The 19,308-nt window shown below is 50.7% G+C and carries 15 protein-coding genes; 13 read left to right on the top strand and 2 right to left on the bottom strand.

Features of this window, described 5'->3' with window-relative positions; translation table 11 throughout:
- Window positions 1–116 precede the first annotated feature (116 nt).
- The 8 genes from trhO to FS818_RS18620 all read left to right on the top strand — a co-directional run bounded on the left by trhO (window position 117) and on the right by FS818_RS18620 (window position 9,044).
- Window positions 117–1,004 carry an oxygen-dependent tRNA uridine(34) hydroxylase TrhO gene (gene trhO / locus FS818_RS18655; protein WP_145333822.1) on the top strand — a complete coding sequence of 296 codons (888 nt, stop codon included), beginning with the start codon at window positions 117–119 and terminating at the stop codon, window positions 1,002–1,004.
- Window positions 1,005–1,025: 21 nt separating this feature from the next.
- On the top strand, window positions 1,026–1,664 hold the full coding sequence (locus FS818_RS18650) for a helix-turn-helix transcriptional regulator (RefSeq protein ID WP_145333640.1): 639 nt from the start codon (window positions 1,026–1,028) through the stop codon (window positions 1,662–1,664).
- Between the two features lie 226 nt (window positions 1,665–1,890).
- On the top strand, window positions 1,891–2,781 hold the full coding sequence (locus FS818_RS18645; protein WP_145333639.1) for an Rpn family recombination-promoting nuclease/putative transposase: 891 nt from the start codon (window positions 1,891–1,893) through the stop codon (window positions 2,779–2,781).
- Between the two features lie 358 nt (window positions 2,782–3,139).
- The gene (locus tag FS818_RS18640) at window positions 3,140–4,189 is read left to right on the top strand and encodes an ABC transporter substrate-binding protein (RefSeq protein ID WP_145333638.1); all 1,050 of its coding nucleotides are present in this window, start codon (window positions 3,140–3,142) and stop codon (window positions 4,187–4,189) included.
- Between the two features lie 191 nt (window positions 4,190–4,380).
- Window positions 4,381–5,241 (top strand): ABC transporter permease, encoded by an 861-nt coding sequence (locus tag FS818_RS18635; RefSeq protein WP_240036800.1) that lies wholly within the window; start codon window positions 4,381–4,383, stop codon window positions 5,239–5,241.
- Window position 5,242: 1 nt separating this feature from the next.
- A complete protein-coding gene (locus FS818_RS18630; protein ID WP_145333637.1) occupies window positions 5,243–6,037 on the top strand; it encodes an ABC transporter ATP-binding protein in 795 nt (264 codons plus the stop codon).
- A gap of 338 nt (window positions 6,038–6,375) precedes the next feature.
- On the top strand, window positions 6,376–7,554 hold the full coding sequence (locus FS818_RS18625; RefSeq protein ID WP_186375540.1) for a winged helix-turn-helix domain-containing protein: 1,179 nt from the start codon (window positions 6,376–6,378) through the stop codon (window positions 7,552–7,554).
- A gap of 71 nt (window positions 7,555–7,625) precedes the next feature.
- Window positions 7,626–9,044 (top strand): MFS transporter, encoded by a 1,419-nt coding sequence (locus tag FS818_RS18620; RefSeq protein WP_145333635.1) that lies wholly within the window; start codon window positions 7,626–7,628, stop codon window positions 9,042–9,044.
- Window positions 9,045–9,222: 178 nt separating this feature from the next.
- Here the strand turns inward: FS818_RS18620 and FS818_RS18615 are convergent, their stop codons facing one another.
- Together FS818_RS18615 and FS818_RS18610 are read right to left on the bottom strand one after the other, a co-directional pair.
- On the bottom strand, window positions 9,223–9,804 hold the full coding sequence (locus FS818_RS18615; RefSeq protein ID WP_145333634.1) for a hypothetical protein: 582 nt from the start codon (window positions 9,802–9,804) through the stop codon (window positions 9,223–9,225).
- 29 nt (window positions 9,805–9,833) lie between these two features.
- Window positions 9,834–10,367 carry a hypothetical protein gene (locus tag FS818_RS18610; protein WP_145333633.1) on the bottom strand — a complete coding sequence of 178 codons (534 nt, stop codon included), beginning with the start codon at window positions 10,365–10,367 and terminating at the stop codon, window positions 9,834–9,836.
- A gap of 208 nt (window positions 10,368–10,575) precedes the next feature.
- On the opposite strand from FS818_RS18610, the gene FS818_RS18605 reads away from it, so the two are divergent.
- From FS818_RS18605 to FS818_RS18580, 5 genes are all read left to right on the top strand, one after another.
- The gene (locus FS818_RS18605) at window positions 10,576–11,103 is read left to right on the top strand and encodes a DUF6385 domain-containing protein (protein WP_145333632.1); all 528 of its coding nucleotides are present in this window, start codon (window positions 10,576–10,578) and stop codon (window positions 11,101–11,103) included.
- Between the two features lie 39 nt (window positions 11,104–11,142).
- Entirely contained in the window at window positions 11,143–12,588 is a 1,446-nt protein-coding gene (locus FS818_RS29350; RefSeq protein WP_260989911.1) for a DUF6385 domain-containing protein, read from the top strand.
- 80 nt (window positions 12,589–12,668) lie between these two features.
- A complete protein-coding gene (locus tag FS818_RS18590) occupies window positions 12,669–15,122 on the top strand; it encodes a glycosyltransferase (protein ID WP_186375539.1) in 2,454 nt (817 codons plus the stop codon).
- Window positions 15,049–17,139 (top strand): tetratricopeptide repeat-containing glycosyltransferase family 2 protein, encoded by a 2,091-nt coding sequence (locus tag FS818_RS18585; RefSeq protein WP_186375538.1) that lies wholly within the window; start codon window positions 15,049–15,051, stop codon window positions 17,137–17,139. The genes FS818_RS18590 and FS818_RS18585 overlap by 74 nt, the downstream gene beginning before the upstream one ends.
- Window positions 17,140–17,211: 72 nt before the next feature.
- Window positions 17,212–19,203, top strand: a complete 1,992-nt coding sequence (locus tag FS818_RS18580; RefSeq protein WP_145333629.1) for a glycosyltransferase — start codon at window positions 17,212–17,214, stop codon at window positions 19,201–19,203.
- Window positions 19,204–19,308 lie beyond the last annotated feature (105 nt).

The following is a 19,308-nucleotide window of genomic DNA, read 5'->3' as shown; positions in this document are numbered from 1 at the left end:
GTTCGAGACGATGTTTCGGGCGGCTGTTTCTTTTCTTTTTCTGCAAGTCAGGGTGCAATGTAGGTGGCTCGCCGGAGGAACCGGCCAACAACATGGAAGAGGAACAGGTGATATACATGTGTAACAGCGCGTATCGCGTGCTTTTATATTATAAGTTCGTGAAGATCGAAGACCCCGAGACGTTTACGCAGGAGCATCTGCAATACTGCAAAGACCTAGGGGTGAAAGGCCGTATTCTGATTGCTTCCGAAGGCATCAACGGCACAGTATCAGGAACACCGGAGCAGACAGAGCAATATATGAAGGACATGCATGCCAACCCGCTGTTCAAGGATATGGTGTTTAAGATTGATGATGTGGAAGAGCATGCGTTCAAAAAAATCTTTGTACGTCACAAAGCAGAACTGGTGACTTTCCGCGTAGACGAAGAGCTTGATCCGAATGAGATTAGCGGTAAACGCCTCTCACCGAAGGAATTTCACGAGCATCTGCAACGGGATGACGTCATTGTCATCGATGGACGCAATGACTATGAGTATGAGATCGGTCATTTCCGCGGTGCGATCCGCCCTGATGTTGAATCGTTCCGTGAATTTCCGGAGTGGATTCGCGAGAATCTCGGCGATATGAAGGACAAAACGATCATTACGTACTGCACAGGCGGTATCCGCTGTGAGAAGCTGACTGGATTTATGATCAAGGAAGGTTTCCAGGATGTTGCCCAACTGGAAGGCGGAATTGTGACCTACGGGAAAGATCCCGAAGTACAGGGACGTCTGTTTGATGGCAAATGTTACGTATTTGACGAGCGGATTTCCGTACCGATCAACCGTACCGATGAGGATATTGTCATCGCCAGCTGTTATCACTGTGGTACGACACATGACCGATATATTAATTGTCCGACCTGCAACCTGCAGCATGTCTGCTGTGAGGATTGCGAAGAGACGCATAACCGCTTTTGCTCGGATGCTTGCCGGGAGGCAGCGCCCGTACAGGCATAAGCAGGAGAGCAGGTGCTGAACATGAAGCGTGAAGAAGAACGTACAACGCGTGAACGGATTCTGTTCATGCTGAAGCAGCAAGGAACGATGACGGCTCGTGAAATTACGGCGGAGCTAGGGCTGACCGGAATGGCGATTCGTCGCCATCTGACAGCACTGGAGCAGGAAGGCTGGATCGAGGTGCGTGAGGCTCGTGCAACAGCAGGGCGTCCCTCCTCGGTATATCATCTGACGGATCGCGGAGACAATTATTTCCCGAAGTCTTACTCTTCTCTAACGCTGGAACTGCTCGATGAACTGTCTGATACGGCAGGCAGTGGAGTGGTGGACGCCTTATTTGAAGGTCGCCGTGACAAGTTGCTTCGCAGCGGCTTGCCGCAGATGGAGGGACATGACCTTGCCGGACGTGTCGAGGAACTGGCGCGAATCCAGAATGCCAACGGGTATATGGCTGATGCATCTATCGAAGAAGATGGTACGTATGTCATTACCGAGCTGAACTGCCCGATCGTGCAGGTTGCGAGTGTGTACAAGCAGGCTTGTCGTTGTGAGCTGGAGCTATTTCGTTCCCTATTGCAAGCGGATGTCGAGCGCACCGAATGTTACGCCGATGGCGGCAAGAAGTGCAAGTACCAGATTCGTGAGGTATCGGGGAAATAATAGCGTGACAGTTGAATACATTAGCAGGAGAGATGGTTTCGATTCGTCGAGGCTGTCTTTTTTTATATTAAAAGAGACGTTTTTGCGAGTTAAAAACGCAATTACGTTTGAATATTGAGTTGAACATGCTATAATTGAACTCACATCCAGTGCATTCTACATCTCTATATCTGTTAGAAAAGTAGCGGATATATACTGTTAAATTTGCGCATAGGAGCGAATAGTGATGAAAGAACTTCTTGATCCCAAGAATGATTATGTGTTCAAGCGTATTTTTGGAAGTGAAGATAATAAAGATGTACTTCTAGCCTTCCTTAATCAAACATTCAAGAATGCAGGGGAGTCTTTGTTAACGGAAATTATTTTACTAAATCCATACACGGATAAGAATACTCCGAGAGAGAAACAGTCCATACTGGATATTCATGCCAAAACGGATGAAGGTAAACTAATTAATGTGGAAATGCAGTTATTTAACCAGTATGATCTAGAAAAAAGAACTTTGTTTTATTGGGGGAAGCAATTCTCTGGACAATTGCTTGAAGGACAGCGTTATAATGAACTTAAGAAATGTGTGACTATTAATATTATAAATTTCAGTATACTCCCTAATGATCAGTACCATAATGTATTTCATTTAAGAGAAGATCATACCAATATACCTTTGACAGATGATTTAGAAATTCATTTTATGGAAATTCCTAAATTGAACGATAATAATATTAAGATGGATGACGGGTTGGTTCGCTGGTTATTGTTTTTGAGGGGGATAACCGAATCTAGCTGGGAGGCGTTTATGATGCATGAATTGGAACCTGCTTTGAAAAAGGCCATGACTGTGCTCGAGTTTCTAAGTCAAGATGAACAAGCACGTCAGGAATACGAGGCGCGGCAAAAATTTCTGCGAGATGAGGCCTCAATGATTGCAGGAGCAAGAGAAGAAGGACTAAAAAAAGGCCTTGAGGAAGGACTTAAAGAAGGACTTAAAGAAGGTGAGGCTGAGAGTAAACGCAAGATTGCGCAAAATATGCTGGCTCTTGGCCTTGATGAAGAGATCATTATTAAAGCGACAGGACTAAGCTCCACTGAACTGAAAACCATCCAACAACACAAATAAACTCAGAATGTTACTGTTCTTAAATTCCTAAATAGCTAAGGCAATTCGTAGATTTTGCGAGTTGCCTTTTTTGATCCCGTGTAAAGTAACCTGTCATACCTTTTCGCCAAATGAAATTGGAAGCGGTTCAACCATTGACGGAAGCCGGGATGCCCTTTAATATTAGGAAAACAATAAAAGAGCAACACGGCATGGACTTCAGTCGCATGCCAAAAGTCTATATTTGTCTGCTTTTGTCGATCAAAGCAACAATGCGTTGAAGCGTTTGTTTTGTTCCGCTCTATCGTACCCGAGGGGATATAAGATGGAGTGTAACCGGAAGACCACATTTTTAACATTTGGAGAGGGGTTCTTACAGATGAAAAAGAAGTTTTGGATGTCATTGATGATGGCTGCTTCGATGATCGTAGCGGCAGGTTGCGGAAATAACAGTGGTGCAGGCTCGGAGTCCAAAGGTTCAGACAGCACAACAGGGGGCGGAAGCGCAGAAAAATCCTACCAGATTGCCATCTCCCAGATTGTGGAACATCCATCGCTGGATGCTACACGTGAAGGTTTCATCGCTGCTCTGAAGGATGCCGGCATTGAAGAGAACAAAAACCTCAAGATTGATTATAACAATGCGCAAGGGGATTCCACGAATAACCTGTCCATTGCCCAGAAAATTGCGGGTGATTCCAAAAACGACCTCGTACTCGGGATTGCTACACCATCAGCACTGGCTCTGGCACAACAAGTGAAGGACAAGCCGCTCTTGTTTGCAGCTGTGACGGACCCGCTGGGTGCGAAGCTCGTGAGTGATATGGACAAACCGGGTGGCAACGTAACCGGTGCATCGGATACGAATCCAGAGGCGATTGTGCAATTGGCTGATTTTATCGCTAAAAATCTGCCAGATGTAAAAACAGTAGGACTGGTCATTAACGAAGGTGAGCCGAATGCAGTTGTTATGGCTAACAATGCCGAGAAGGCTCTGGCAACACATAACATCAAGCTGGTTAAAGCGCCAGTAACCAATACATCGGAAGTCAAACAAGCGACAGACTCGCTGGTTGGTAAAGTCGATGCGTTCTACATTACACTCGACAACTCCGTTGTAAGTGCTGTGGATACGATCATCCAGACGGCAAACAGCAACAAAATTCCGTTCTTCTCCAGTGATCGGGATACGGTAGAGAAGGGCGCTTTTGCAACCGTAGGATTTAAATATTATGACCACGGCTACCAAGTCGGTGAGATGGCTGTGGACATCTTGAAAAATGGAACCAAACCGGGTGATATGAAGGTGACTGTTCCGGACAAGCTGGATCTGATCCTGAACCTGAAGGCAGCTGAAGCTCAAGGCATCACGGTAACGGATGAGATGAAGGCCGAAGTGAAAGATCAGGCAAACAATATTATTCAATAATGAACCAATGACCGGATTCATTTATCGAGTAGCTGAAAGGTTGACATTATTTCGGCAGACGGAGGCGAGGCGAACGAGCAGGTGGGTTCGCCTCATTCTTTTCCGGTAGAGATAGACAGGGAGGAAGCAGTGTGAGTATAAGTTGGAATTCCATTGAAGGGGCCATTGAACTGGGACTGTTATATGCACTAATGGCACTTGGTGTGTATATAACGTTTCGCATTCTGGATTTCCCCGATCTTACCGTAGACGGAAGTTTTACTACAGGAGGCGCTATTGCGGCGGTCATGATCTCCAATGATTACTCCCCTTGGCTGGCCTGCTTGGCAGCTATGGCTGGCGGCATGATCGCTGGAGCCCTAACGGGTCTGCTGCATACGAAAGGCAAAATTAACGGACTACTGTCCGGGATTCTGATGATGATCGCTCTGTATTCGATCAACATGCGTATTCTTGGTGCACCGAATAAATCGATTATGGGCGTGGAAACGCCGTTTTCAGGCGAACATGTCATGATCATTATCATTATCGTTGTGCTGGTATTTAAAATCATGCTCGATCTGTTTATGAAAACAGATATCGGACTCGCGCTTCGCGCTACAGGGGATAACAAACGCATGATTCGCAGCTTTGGTGCGAACACGGATGTAACGACCATTATTGGTGTCAGTTTGTCCAATGGACTGGTAGCCTTATCTGGTGCGTTTATTGCCCAGCAATCTGGGTTTGCTGATATTACAATGGGCATTGGCATGATCGTTATTGGTCTGGCCTCCGTCATTATTGGCGAAGCGATCTTGGGTGCCAGAACGGTATTCTGGGCGACGCTGGCAGCAGTTGTCGGTTCCATTATCTATCGGATTGTGGTTGCACTTGCTTTGCAGGTGGAATGGTTTGATACATCTGATCTGAAGCTGATCACTGCCGTTATCGTTATTATTGCACTCGTCTTCCCGACAATGCAGCGTTCGATGAAACAGCGTAGCCTCGCTCGCAAACGGACCGAAGAGCTGATGCGTTCCGGCGGCCAACAGGCAAAGGGGGGCATGTAGCATGTTAGAGATTACACAAGTCACCAAACTGTTCAACCCGGGCACAACGGATGAGAAAACAGCCCTGGTTGGTGTGAACCTGACCATGAATCCGGGTGATTTCGTAACGGTCATTGGCAGTAACGGAGCCGGGAAATCGACCCTCATGAACATTATCTCAGGTGTGATGAAACCTGATATGGGCGATGTGCTGATTAATGATCGCTCGATCAAGAATCTGCCAGAGCATAAACGCAGTAGCTGGATCGGCCGTGTCTTTCAAGACCCGATGGCTGGAACCGCGCCGCATATGTCGATCGAAGAGAACATGGCGATGGCATACAAACGTGGCAAAGGACGCGGGCTCGGCTTTGGTGTGACACGCGCGAGACGTGAGATCTTTAACGCACAGCTGGAGAAGCTTGGCATTGGGCTGGAGAAACGTCCCAATGCCAAGGTGGGCCTTCTTTCCGGCGGTGAGCGCCAGGCGCTCAGCTTGTTGATGGCAACCTTCACTCAGCCACAGATTCTGCTGTTGGATGAACACACAGCGGCGCTTGACCCATCTCGTGCAGAGCTGATTACCGAGCTGACAGAGACACTTGTCCGCGAGATGAGACTTACCACGCTGATGGTAACGCACAATATGGAACAGGCCATTCGCCTTGGTAACCGCCTGATCATGATGGATAAGGGCCGCATTATTCTCGATGTCAGTGAAGAGCGTAAGCGCACGCTCACGGTGCCCGAGCTACTCGGTGAATTCGAGCGCATTAGCGGCAAGAAGATGGCGGATGACCGCGTGGTACTGGGATAGGCACCAGGGTGCAGGGATGCCTTCTGGAAAAACAGTGCGCATTCTTACCCCAAAAGGGTGGAATTCATGTTAAGTGAGATCCGGTATAATGTTGAGAAACAAGGCTCTTTGCGTTATCGCAAAGAGCTTTTTTATGTTATGTTGAAGAGGTTCGAGATGGGTGTAGAGACTAGATATAAGAGATAAGGGATAAGAGTCTGCAGAACCGCATGAAAGAAAATTGAAAAATGAAAGATGAAAGATGAAAGATACTGGAGAGATACATAAGATTGACGAGATAGAGCAGATAGCTGATTTATCATATGTCATACATCGAAGCACACAAGGGAGGAACGAGAATGTCTCTGCAATTTGATGAGGGAACCTATACGGTATCTCAGCAAATGGATTCGATTCGCTTGCTGGCGAAGGAGTTTGCGCTTTTGCATTTTCTGTACGAAAACAAAGATAAGGCCTTTACACGCAGTCAACTGCTGGATCGGGTATGGCCCTTGGAATATCCGGTGGAACGAACCGTAGATGATCACATCTATCGTCTCCGTAAGAAGTTGAAACGCTGGGATGAGATTAGCCTGGATACCGTGAGGGGGTATGGCTACCGACTTGCCTTACGGGAGAACAAAGCGATGTTGCCCTCTAATCCTTCGGTTCATGATCCAGAGATGCAGGAAGTGATTCACGGACTGCTTCGCAAATATCATCTGTTCGGGCAGGGTAATTCCATTCAGATGCTGGTTCATCAGCAGGAAGCGCTTGGGCTGAAGATCGCACCGTACTACCAATTATATATGCATTTTATCCAGGGAGATCTGGAATGGCTGACGAGCACAGATGACTTCCCTTTGGAAGAGCGCCTGTACTGGCTATTAATCTACGTGCATGCTCTCTTAGAACCACCCCAAAGTCTAGAATTATACAAGCTAGCGATTGATTCACCTGTGTTGCCCGCCGAGTATCGTCAGGAACTGCGCATTCTGAATATTATTGATATTTACGCCGAGACGGGTCAGTATCAGGAAGCCAAGAGGCTACTGAAAGAGACATATCAGGTAATGGAAGCAGAACAGTTGACTTATTTTAAATTACCCGTAGGTCTTGCCGCGTTATCGGTTGAACTGTGGGGTGGGAGTGGTGAAACTGTAGAGGAACAACTGGCTGAGCTACGATCTGAATTAAAGGATGCTCCCTACTTGCGAGAAATTGGGCGCTTTCAGGTGATGGAGGGCCTGTGGCTACTTCGACAAGGACGGGTACGAGAGGCAGAACTGCGAATGGATGACGGTCTGGATGTATTAAAAATGTCACTCAATGCTCCGCTCTATCTAAATTCAGCCTATCAGATCCTCCTGTATATGGATCACCATCAAATCGAGGGAAGGCTCCGCAATAAATATCAGCAGATATATACAGAGATCGGTAAGACATATGGTGTTCCCGCATATGGGCAACAGATCGTGAACACCATTCGTCGCTTTTTATTAACGGATTCCGAGTCGTCTGATCTTCCTCTGACATAATGCCTCTATGATTACAGCCAAGGAGCAATCCATTTTACAAGCTGGTTGTAATCAGGGGAGGAAAATCAAGTATGAAGCAACAATCATCAAGGACAGAAGAACACCACTTATCCAATGCAGAGAATCCATCTCGCCCAGTGAACTCATCAAGAAACGACGTATTTCCTTCATCTAAACCAGATGATTCATCTGGTGAATCTGCTACCAAAAACACTAAAAGCCTTTGGGCTAATCTGCGGTTTATGCGTCTATTCGTTGCTTATGCACTCGCCACCTTTGGCGACTGGTTCGATGCACTGGCAATACAAGTCATGGTGGCTTACCGCTGGGGTGCTGATCCGCTGATTATCGCGCTGATCCCTGTCTGTATGGCTGTACCAGGTATCTTATTTGGATCGGTAGCCGGAGCGCTGGCTGATCGACTCCATAAAGTGAGAATCATGATTCTCTGTGATGGCATTACCATCGCACTAACCGTAGGGATTCTATTTGTGCCAAGTCCGACATGGCTACTACCCCTTCTTGCTCTGCGTGCAATGATGAGTGTATTTCATGTTCCTGCTCAGCAGGCGTTGACACGCCAGATCGTATCGGAGGAGCAACTGTTTCAGGCGTCGTCCCTGAATGGTTTTGTGAATCAATGTGCGAAGATAGCGGGTCCGCTTCTGGGCGCGGTGGTATTAGCCTTTTTCTCTCCGCAAATCTGTATTCTGATCAATGCGTGTGCTCGTCTATTATCGGGCGCTGTTTTATGGCCATTGCGACGTTTGGTGGAGAAGAAGGAACCTGTTATCCAAAGCGGGAATGCCGGTGAAGTTCCGAAGGAACCGGAATCTTTCTTCACGCAGTGGCAGGAAGGCTGGAGGTATTTACGCCGGAGTCGCGCGGTGAGGAATACTATCGTGTTTGGATGTTTGGGCCTGATGTCTATTCTGATGATCGAATATCAATTTTCTACCCTGTTTCGGGGGATCAAGCCCGGTAATGAATCCCTGCTCGGCTGGCTCGGTTCATCCGTAGGAGCGGGAGCGGTGTTTATTATTTTGCTGTTAAACCGATTGCCAAGGTTAGGATACGGGTGGGGGCTTGGGGGCGGTTATTTTCTCATTGGGGCTGGCATTGCAGCACTAGGCTGGGTTGGTCCAGATACATCGACAGCATGGATTATTGTCTTGGGCTTGTGTATTGGTCTGGGTAATGGACTGTTTATGGTTACGATGAATTATTTACTGCAAAAAGAGACCTCTCCTGACTATGTAGGACGTGTATTCGGCATTCAAAACTCGTTATACAGTGTGGTGCTGGTCGCTGCTCCGCTGGCGGGAGGTGCACTCATTCATTCTGTCGGGCCGAGTCCGACCTTTCAAATGATTGGCCTGGTTACACTAGCCATTGGACTTGGGGGCATCTTGTTACAGCGAATGTTATGGTCGATTAGCAGAACTTCTTCGGTAGATAAGACAGGATCTGCCCAACAAGGAATTACGTAAAAGGCTTGTCCCATAGCTGGAACTAGATTTTATAAAAGAATGCGAACTCATAGAGATTCATGGCCTGTGCCTGATCTTTTCGGCGCAATCCACATTTGTGCATATAAAATAGCCGCCTTCGGTACTTATCCGAACGTGGCTATTTCTGTTGCTTGCACAGAGGCAAGGCTATAGACCATCATACTTCCCACCAAGTGAAATACGTCGTGGAGGCTAACAAACCAGCAACGGAGAGTGATCCGGTTACGGAAAGGTTAATCGCCTGACCTGGAGGAATCACGTATTTCCCGAACTCGTTGGATTGAAATGGACCAACTTGTAGAGGCATGGACATGATAGCGGTAGCACCGGATGGGGTTGCTGTAGAAAATCGAACAAGAGCAGCACTTGTGTTACTGCTGGAAAGATTGCTGTTTACGGCTGTAAGAGTGCTTGGAGATGAGAGGGTACCGTTTGCACTTAGAGTCATCGTTCCACTGAAAGAAGATAACAAGTTGAGTGCGACAGTAATGCCACCGGACAATCGCGAGACATACAAGGTTCTGCCACTTCCGGCCGGATTGGCGAGTTGCAAAGTGGCTGTTACACTCCCCCCTAACAAACCCAGTGTGGTGGAGTTGGTTGAACCTGCATTGTACAGGCTGCCCGTGCTACCCGCACTATTCTCGGGTGGAGCAACAATGCCGGGCGAGATGTATGTGTTTGTGTTTGACGTGTAGACGGGTTGGTTCAAGGGATTAAATACATTATTGTTCGGCATGATTTGCACCACCTTTACTCAAATTCATGTTAGAATTCCCACCAAAATAGATTGATAGACCCCACCTGGCTTCCGGTTCCCAAGCTTATGGATAACGATTGACCTGGAGGAACGACAATAGAGCCGTTCAAATCGAGAGCATACAGACCTGCGGTGAGCGGAATGCTTAGAAGGCTGGTGAAGGTACCCCCAAGTGTTCCTGTATTCTGCCTTGTCGTTACGATACTGGTGTTGGCATTGCCTAGCAATGTATTGACGGGTACGGGAGTGCTGCCGACAGTGACGGTTCCGCCGGAATAGACCACAAGTGTGGCTGCTGCTGTTGTGCCCCCTGATAAGCTCGCAATGCGTATCGATCTGCCGCTTCCGGCGGCATTTAGAATTTGTAGAAGGAGATTTTGGCTCGAAGGAATAGAAACATTGTTGGTTGTCAGTGCAAAAAAGCTTCCTGCCGCAGCCGCGCCAGTATCCGGAGCCGCCCCAATTCCCGGGGCCGCGAAGGTATTGGTAAGCTGTGTGTATAAAGGGCCGTTAGACTGGTTGAACACATTGGTATTGGTCATTCCGCTAACCTCCCCTGAACAATGGAATAGATGGAGAATGGCACATAGCCTGCTTTAATTCGCATGTCCTCATTACTAGCATGATATGTAAAAGGAAGAGAAAGCGTTTGGGGATTACATCCGAATTCCCAAATAACGGCGGATGCCGTGCCCGTATTTCGATTCCGGGCATACGATGCGTAAGCACATTTTTTAAGGGGAAATCGAGATGAGTCGAACAGCCAAGCGAAGCAGGAAGAGAACGAAACCTTCAGCCAAGCAGACAATGAAACCAAAAACTAAATATGTCAGCCGCCGCCCATCCCGTTGTTCTCGCCGCGCCAAACTGCTGAAGCCCCCTTGTTCCCGGATTACCCGTCCCAGGTTCAAACAGGGTGCTTTCTCACGCACGAAACTCCCTGGTGCTACTCACTGTTTTACAGAGCATACCTACACTGGAGCAGAGACAGGTCAAGGTGAACATGCCCTCCCGCCGCAGGATACCTCATCTCTGAGCATGTACAGCTATGGCGTGGTGAATCGCGGAAAACATCCAGCCATCGTTCAAGTTCAGGTCAGCCCGAATGCTGTAGATTATGCAGTAGATAGTCAGGAAGTCATTGAGGGGGGACAGACAAAGGCGCTGGTTCCCTTGCGATTTCTGCATTATACCCGGCTTGTGCTCCTGCCTGTAAATCCGGCTCAGCCTACTCGGCTTGATGTATATTTTCAGGCACAGCGTATGCTCGTAAGGTAGTTTAATTACACAGATTGTCCAGGGAGGAGGACGAGGCTCATGCCTAACTTTACAACGTTTAATACGAATCCGGATAACCTGAGAACACTGATTTTCGGTCAGGACAGTACAGGTACGGCCCAGCCCGTCAGAACGGATACAAGCGGGAATGTGGTAGGTATCATTCTGGACGGGACAATTAGTAACATTTCAGGTCTGACCACGGTTACGATTAATGCAGGGACAATCACCAACATTCTGAATGGTACGATCACGAATGTACTGGGTGCCACGATTACGGCAGGAACCATCACCAGTGTGCTGGGTGCCACAGTAACAGCCGGGACCCTGACCAACTTGCTGAACGGTACCATCACAAGTGTCCTCGGGGCAACCGTCACTGCCGGAACATTAACCAACCTGTTGAACGGTACAATTACCAGTGTACTTGGAGCAACGATCACCGCAGGAACAATTAACAGCGTACTCGGGGCTACCATCACGGCCGGAACACTGAGCAACTTGCTGAATGGTACCATCACGAACGTGCTCGGCGCGACGATTACAGCTGGTACCATCACCAGTGTACTGGGCGCGACGGTAACAGCCGGGACCCTGACGAACTTGCTAAACGGTACGATTACCAATGTGCTTGGAGCAACGATCACGGCGGGAACCATTACGAGTGTATTGGGTGCCACGATTACAGCCGGAACGATCACAAGTGTGCTCGGTGCAACGTTGACGGCAGGTACATTAACGAACCTGTTAAATGGTACGCTCACCAGCGTACTTGGCGCGACGATTACCGCGGGTACACTAACGAATTTGTTGAACGGAACGATCACGAGTGTCCTCGGCGCAACGATCACAGCAGGTACAATCACGAGTGTGCTTGGAGCAACAATTACAGCCGGAACGATTACCGGTGTGCTTGGTGCTACCTTAACAGCCGGAACGCTGACAAACCTTTTAAACGGAACGATCACGAGTGTCCTCGGTGCCACAGTGACAGCTGGAACGTTGACCAACTTGCTGAATGGTACGCTCACGAGTGTACTGGGCGCGACCATTACCGCAGGTACGTTAACCAACCTGTTGAACGGAACCATTACCAGCGTGCTTGGAGCCACGATTACGGCCGGTACACTGAGTAGCATTACATCCATCTCCCAAAAAAGTTTTCAAGAGAACCAGCTTATCGGCACGCCGACGGCTAACACGTTTACATCGCTGCCTGCTGTGACAACGAGTGTATTCGGCACATACTCTTTCTTCGTATATAACAGGGGGCCGGGATTGAACAGGGTGGATGCGCAAGTGGAAATCAGTGCTAACGGAACCAACTGGTATACGGATGTAGCTACGGTAACAGGGATTCTATCCGGTTCTGTGGATGTTTTGGTACCTCAACGGTTTCTGAAATACACACGTCTTTCTTATCGCTCGAGTCTGCTTGGTGCACCGAGTACGATTGACGTGTTCTTCAATGGACAAGGCACATAACCCGCTTGGCTGTCATATAGGTACATGGAGTTCACTTTGGTGGGCTTCATGTACTTTTTTTGTATCGGAGGTTAATGCGGATGCAGAACCGGTTACTCGGCATTCATATGATTGTGCAAAATGAAGAGCAGCACCTGCCCCGCTGTCTGGACAGCTTGAAGCAAGCGGGTTCGGAATGGTTCATTACAGATACAGGCTCGTCCGACCGGACAGCTGATATTGCCAGAACATATGGTGCGACAGTGCTACACGCCCGTTGGGAAGATGATTTTGCTAAAGCCCGAAATATTAGCCTGCCCCTGGCAACGACGGAATGGACTCTCTGTCTGGATGCCGATGAGTATGTCATCGAAGGATTGGAACAATTAATGAGTTTTTTGCCAAACGTCCATAAGAGCATCACCCGTTTACGCATCACAATCGAAAATCAATACGGAGAAGGGACCGAGGACAAGATCCTGTCCCATCCTGTACGGCTGTTCCGTGCCCAGCATGGCTATCAGTACACAGGGCGCATTCATGAACAGCTGTTTCGCCAAAACATGGATGACCAAAGCTCTGGCGTTACCCTAAATAAGTCCCAAAAAAAGATGAGCATACACTCTGATTCACCTGAAATATGTGCAGCAGGCAATTTAGCAGACGTAGATGTAGATGCAGACACAGACACAGATGTAAAAGTTGAGCCGCTTGCCCCTTTGCGTCTGGGGCATGATGGTTATCTAGCTACCGTAATCGCTAAAGGGGATAAAGCCAAGCGTAATTTGCGCCTGATCGAGCGGGAGCTTGCCGATCATCCGGCAGACCCTTTTCACCTGTACAATCTGGGCGTAACACGCTGCCAACTGGGTGACCTTGGGCAAGCGGCGGAGGCTTTTAGTGAGTCGATGAAACGAGCCGAATGGCCAGCTCCCTATCGCTCCACCCTTGTAAGAGATTTGGCGAAAGTACTGGTAGAACTGGAGCGTTACGAAGAAGCCCATCTGCTGCTTTCCGCAGAAACTCAACGTTACCCTGCATACGCTGATCTCCATTTGATATACGGTGAAGTTCTGGAGCAGCAGGGTTTGCAGGAACGGGCTTATCGTGCCTATGCACGGGCGAGCACCTGTGGCTCCGGTCCGAATGATCACGGAAGGTCTGGCGGCGGAGAAGCCGTGAATAAAGCTTTTTACGTGACAGAAGCAGGCTCTTGCAGTTATCGGGCATATACATCGATGGCGCGGCTTGCACAGAAACGGGGATTCGGGCAAGAAGCGGTTCGGCTATACGAGCTTGCCCTGGAGCAATTATCTGCCTACAGACCCGCTTGGATCGGATTGGCGGATGCATTGCAGCAACAGGGGCATTCGGATGATTCCATTGCAGGTCAGCTGATGCATTTAGCTAACCGATTACATCAGATCCGTGGAACAGATCATGCAGATCAAATGAACCGGCCGCACCCCACTTTGGAAAAGGAAACAGAGATCGTGCCGATTCATATGCTCTATGCCCTCGCTAATTGCGGAGCGTATAAACAGGCATTACTTCTTCTGGGTGGTGAGGCATCCCATATTCATGTTCCAGTAGGTGATCAACTTCACTGGATGTTGTGTGCAGGCCAAGTTACAGATGCATGGAACCTCGCTCAGAGTAGCTGGGGAGAAGCGGATAGAGAGGAGCATAAACAGATTTCTTTCCCGTCTGTCATCACGTCAGGAGTTGAGGATGATGCTGATATGAGCCTTCAATCGGATGAGCGAAGTGATTGGGCGCTAGCATGCTGGGCGAGTGGCAGGCGTTTGACTTCATCCTTCTTGGCTAAAGTATCTCCTCTGGAGAGGGGAATGTGGAAGGTAGCGGACCGGTTACTGTTTGAGTATCAGCCTGGAACTCTATCGGCTGGTTCTTCTAGACCTCCTGTACCTGCTGCATCGGATAGGCAACTTCTGCAATGGAGCGAACCTGTGCAAATGATCGCAAGGCAGTTAGTGGCTCGTGCGATCCAAAGCGGGCAATTGGTCATCGCACAGCAGTTGCATGAGCGTTTGGCTTGTATCATGTCAGATCCTGAGAGGACAGAAACAGCAATTCGGCGGAATTATGCGGGTCTGTTGCATCGGCATGGATACACGATGATTGCTGCCGAGATGCTGATTCAGTGTATGACGGAAGGAGAATTGGATGCGGAAGGGCTGTTCTGTCTGGGCGAAACGCTGTACTCCAAAGGACATTTGGAGCAAGCACTGTCGCTCTTGGAACAGGCACTGGAGCAAAAGCCGGATTTCAGTGAAGCCCGTGCTGGAGCGGCTATCTGTTACTTGCAAATGGCCCTTGGTTTAATTCGTCAGGAACGGAATCGTTCTTCCGAGGTTAGAGTACTTGCGAATCAGCAGCTGGCTTTGGAACAGCAGTTGCGAACAGCGGAGGGGATACCTTGGCGGACAGTATATCATGCAAAAGAAAGGAGGAATCACCATGCAAGCACATCAGCATCAGAGACAGCGGAGTCAGGCCGAGCGGATCTCTCTGTGCATGATCGTCAAGGATGAGGAAGAGATGCTGCCACGTTGCCTTGAAAGTGTGCGGGGTGCGGTGGATGAGATCATTGTAGTAGATACTGGATCATCTGATCGAAGTGTGGCCATTGCGCGGGAGTATGGCGCGTCGGTCGTTGAGTTTGAGTGGTGCGATGATTTTGCCGCGGCACGAAATGCTGGCCTGGAGCGGGCTTCCGGCGACTGGATTCTCTTTCTTGATGCGGACGAGGCGCTGGAAGCGACAGCTCGGGAGCAGATCAGAAGCTGGACGGAAGTCAGCGGCTGCGACGGATTGTTTTTAAACATTCATAACTATACGGGTTCGGGTCAGCAAGGCGCGACGGTCAATCCGGTGCTGCGTTTGTTTCGCAATCATCCCGAGCATCGGTTCAAGGGTCGCATCCATGAGCAGATTGCTGCAGCGATCTGTGAGCGAAATCCGGAGGCTGCGTTTCATATCACGAACATGGTGATTCACCATTACGGGTATCAGACGGTGGTTGTGGAGCGCAAGGACAAGGTGAATCGCAATGTGCGTCTACTGCAGCAGGCGGTGGTGGAAGAGCCGAATCAACCGTTCCATCACTATAACTTGGGCGTGGAGTATTTGCGTGTGGGTGAAGCGGAGCAGGCACTGGATTCATTCGGCAAAGCGCGGAAGATGATTGACCCTGCCGTGACCAGCTATGCACATTTGCTATTGAAATACGAAGTCCGCTGTCTGGAGCATTTGCAACGCTGGCAGGACGCACTGGAGCGTGTGGACGCGGCGCTGGAACTTTTCCCGGAATACACAGATTTGATGCATCATCGGGCGATATGTGCAGACGCTGTGGGGGATACGGAGGCTGCAGAGATATGGCTTCGTAAAGCCGTTAGGCAGGGGCCTCCTCCAGCGATTTTCCACACTGAAGAAGGAATGGGCACATACCAGACATGGTACACGCTGGGCCGCTTGCTGGAAGGAAAGGCCGATCTTGAAGGAGCGGTCGATGCTTATGTGGAAACGGTGCGGGCAAAATCCAGCTTGGTACCGCCGCTGTATCGCCTATTTCGAATCATGCGCGTATCAGGGCAGGAAGGGCAAATTCCGGCGGTGATCGAGTCGCGTTTTGCCCTGAGTTCGGAGGAAGCTTTGTCTAAAGTACTGGGTATTCTGGAACAGTGCCATTGTTACGATGCTGCGCTTGAATTGCTTGGGGAGTTAACGTCTGCTTCTTCCGGCGAGCAACGGGAGAAACGTTCCGTGGCTGAGGCCGTTCTGCATGTACAACGAGGGGACTGGAGTAGCGCGCGTTTGAAACTCGAAACGGTGAAGCGAAAAAGAGGGCCATTTGCCCCTATGGCTGCCCGTTGGCTTGAACGTTTACGATGGCTGGATGGGAAAGAGGGGCAGGAAACAAGCGGACAGGATGCTTTTACCCGTTGGCTGATGCACAGCTCACAGTTAGGCGAGGGCAGAGAGAGTGCATCTGAGGAAAAGTCGGGGTCTACAGGATGGGGAAAGGCTGTAGTAGAGATGGAGAACAGATCGAAAAAGGAGAATGTAGCTGGACTTGAGAGTGTGGCGGACTCTGATCATGCAGGGCTGTATGAGGGCTGGCAAGCTCTCGGGCTAATGCTGGAAGGGTGTGTCCAGTCTGGAAGATGGCAGGCGCTGCATGGATTGATTCAACGGGGACGTCAGCTGCTGGATGCAGGTGGTGGAATCGTGGGAAAAGGTTTGGAAGAGGAAAAGTATGCTGGCAGTAAGCCGGAGCATGAAGAAAATCGGGTACAACAATCCGAGAGTGAGCGTACGGATGCCAAAGAAATATTGGCTAAGGAGCCCTTCGCAGGAGCCTTGGATACGTTGAGCGGAACAGGATGGTTGGTTCAAGGCATGGTGAGTGCAGCTGATCGCCATCTGGCGAAACTTATGTCTGATACGGAACAGGTGGAGCCTGGGAAAAGGCAGCGTCGTTCATACTGGCCTGTCATTCAGCATATTCGGCTGGAGTTGCCTGGAGCAGACGGATTCGAGGGCTGAGTCGGAAGAGCGGCGGACAATAAATGGAAGGCGAAGGATCGGCAGGGAGGGTTTTGACGGAAGGAGGGCAGGATGCGGGTGAAGGAAGGTATCAGCTTATGTATGATCGTGAGGGATGAAAGTGAGTTTCTGGAACGTTGTCTGGATTCTGTACGTGAAATCATAGACGAGATCATTATCGTGGATACAGGTTCGGCTGATGATTCCGTAGCTATTGCTCAGCGATATGATGCAACGATCATTAGTACAGAGTGGAACGGAGACTTTAGCCAGGCGCGTAATCTTTCGCTTGCTGCCGCGAGTTATTCATGGATTTTGGTGCTGGATGCCGATGAAATGTGGAAGCATACGTTATGGACAAAGTCAGAGTTGCTGGAATGGCTTGAAGCGGGGAGTGAAGAGGTCTGGGGGTATTGGGTTAAGGTGACGAGTCTGCTGGGTATTTCAGGCGAAGAACGTGTAACGGACGAGGTGTGCCGTTTATTTCGAAATGACCCCCGAATTGCTTTTCGTGGAAGAATCCATGAGGAAGTCGCTTCTTCTATTCTCGCTTTGATGCCGCAAGGGATTCGTCATTCGGACATCGAGGTTGTTCATTACGGTTATTTGGATGAGGTCATTGCTGCTAAGCGAAAAGATGTGCGTAACATGAGGTTGATCCGGCTGGCTCTGCAGCAGACACCAGATCAGCAGGAACTGCTCTATGCGCTGGCTGCCGAGTGGTTTCAGCAATCGAAGTATGATGAAGCACTTCGATTGCTGTTGCCGCTGCTGGCAAAGCTTGATCCGACGTGTGGATATCATTCGGATGTAGTGCTAAAAACAGCATATACGTGGAGAGAATTGGGGCAGATCGAGCTGGCGCTCTCTGTGGTGGAGACCTGGGTAACGGTGTATGATGATTTCCCGGATCTGCTTGAGCTTGCCGCGGTGTTGGAACTAGATCAGGGCCGTGCAGATCGTGCATTAGAGTGGTTAAAGCAGGCGAAATCCGCTGCATCGACAGCAGTGCGGTATACCTCGGTGTCCGGTGCCGGAAGCTACCGCAGCCTAACATTGGAAGGCATGGCACATGAGCAGGATGGCCGCTGGGCAGAAGCGGAAGCGTCCTATACGGAAGCGCTGGGCATACAGCCCGGCAACGGGGCGGCATGGCAGCGAATGCTATTCCTTGGGGCAGCCACGGGACGGCCGCAGGCCATTGCTGGCGTAGCCGAGTGGGGGAGCTTGCCGCTAGCGGCGTGGCAAGCACTGGTCTCGGCCGCGCTGGCTGCGCATCGGCCGGAATGGCTGCTGCGCCATGCGGGGGCGCTGGGCCCGGCGCAACGCGGGAAGCCGCTTGCCGAGGGGCTGGCGCTGGCCCAGATCGGCGAGGATGCAGCCGCGAGCACGGCGCTGCGGCTGTGGGTAGCGCATGCGCAGCATGGGCCAGAGGCTGCGCTGGCACTGTGGGCGCTGGGCCACAAGCAACGTGAGCGCGGCGTGCCCGGGCGTGCGGCGGCAACTCGCCAGCAGGCAGCCGTGCCGGAGGTGGCGCGTGCTGCCGAGGTGCTGCTGCAAGGCGAGGGCGCGGCGGCTTGCGGCACTCCGAGCAGCTTGGCGCTGCCCGCGCAAGCGCTCGCCGCCGTGGGCGCCTGGCACGCATGGCTGCGCCTGCTGCAGGCCCTGCCGCGGGGCGGCGCGCTGGCGCTGCTCGCCGCGCTCCCGCCTGCGGCCCGCTGCGGGCTGCTGCGCGCGCCCGCTCACGTCCGCGCAGGGCTGCTTGCGCTATGCGGCACGCCGGGCGGCGCGCAGCAGCCCTGCGCGGACGAAGTGCCCGCCCCGGCGCTCGCAGCGCATGCGCTCCTGGCGGGCACGCTCGCGCTGCTCGCCGGGCGGCAGAGCCTGGCGCGTGATTGGGCCGATTACGCGGCCCGGATCACGGCACGGCATGCTGCCGCCCAAGGCGGCCCGGCGAAGACACCGCCGCCGGGCCTGCAGACCCTGCTGCGCCTGACGGAATCTGGCGCAGCCCATGCCCTAGCCTTCCAGCAGCAGTGCAACATGCTGCTGGTGTACCTGTGATCCGGCGTACCTTAGCGCCGGATGCCCCGGGATGCCCGGCTTTCAGCACAGCAAAAAAGCCGGGGCATCCCGGCACAAACTGCATTTACCACAAGTTTGGCCTGC

Source organism: Paenibacillus xylanexedens, from assembly GCF_007680605.1.
In the GTDB taxonomy this organism is placed as follows: Bacteria; Bacillota; Bacilli; order Paenibacillales; family Paenibacillaceae; genus Paenibacillus; species Paenibacillus xylanexedens_B.
The sequence above is the reverse complement of the archived record's forward strand: the minus strand, read 5'-3'. Positions and strand labels throughout refer to the sequence as shown.

What these genes read in the sequence shown, in the direction of transcription:
- FS818_RS18635 (WP_240036800.1), top strand. Translation starts at nt 4,381, where the DNA reads ATGGCACTTGGTGTGTATATAACGTTTCGCATTCTGGATTTCCCCGAT.
- FS818_RS18590 (WP_186375539.1), top strand. Translation starts at nt 12,669, where the DNA reads ATGCAGAACCGGTTACTCGGCATTCATATGATTGTGCAAAATGAAGAG.
- FS818_RS18650 (WP_145333640.1), top strand. Translation starts at nt 1,026, where the DNA reads ATGAAGCGTGAAGAAGAACGTACAACGCGTGAACGGATTCTGTTCATG.
- FS818_RS18640 (WP_145333638.1), top strand. Translation starts at nt 3,140, where the DNA reads ATGAAAAAGAAGTTTTGGATGTCATTGATGATGGCTGCTTCGATGATC.
- FS818_RS18605 (WP_145333632.1), top strand. Translation starts at nt 10,576, where the DNA reads ATGAGTCGAACAGCCAAGCGAAGCAGGAAGAGAACGAAACCTTCAGCC.
- FS818_RS18610 (WP_145333633.1), bottom strand. Translation starts at nt 10,367, where the DNA reads ATGACCAATACCAATGTGTTCAACCAGTCTAACGGCCCTTTATACACA.
- FS818_RS18645 (WP_145333639.1), top strand. Translation starts at nt 1,891, where the DNA reads ATGAAAGAACTTCTTGATCCCAAGAATGATTATGTGTTCAAGCGTATT.
- FS818_RS18580 (WP_145333629.1), top strand. Translation starts at nt 17,212, where the DNA reads ATGCGGGTGAAGGAAGGTATCAGCTTATGTATGATCGTGAGGGATGAA.
- FS818_RS18630 (WP_145333637.1), top strand. Translation starts at nt 5,243, where the DNA reads ATGTTAGAGATTACACAAGTCACCAAACTGTTCAACCCGGGCACAACG.
- FS818_RS18620 (WP_145333635.1), top strand. Translation starts at nt 7,626, where the DNA reads ATGAAGCAACAATCATCAAGGACAGAAGAACACCACTTATCCAATGCA.
- FS818_RS18615 (WP_145333634.1), bottom strand. Translation starts at nt 9,804, where the DNA reads ATGCCGAACAATAATGTATTTAATCCCTTGAACCAACCCGTCTACACG.
- FS818_RS18625 (WP_186375540.1), top strand. Translation starts at nt 6,376, where the DNA reads ATGTCTCTGCAATTTGATGAGGGAACCTATACGGTATCTCAGCAAATG.
- trhO (WP_145333822.1), top strand. Translation starts at nt 117, where the DNA reads ATGTGTAACAGCGCGTATCGCGTGCTTTTATATTATAAGTTCGTGAAG.
- FS818_RS29350 (WP_260989911.1), top strand. Translation starts at nt 11,143, where the DNA reads ATGCCTAACTTTACAACGTTTAATACGAATCCGGATAACCTGAGAACA.
- FS818_RS18585 (WP_186375538.1), top strand. Translation starts at nt 15,049, where the DNA reads ATGCAAGCACATCAGCATCAGAGACAGCGGAGTCAGGCCGAGCGGATC.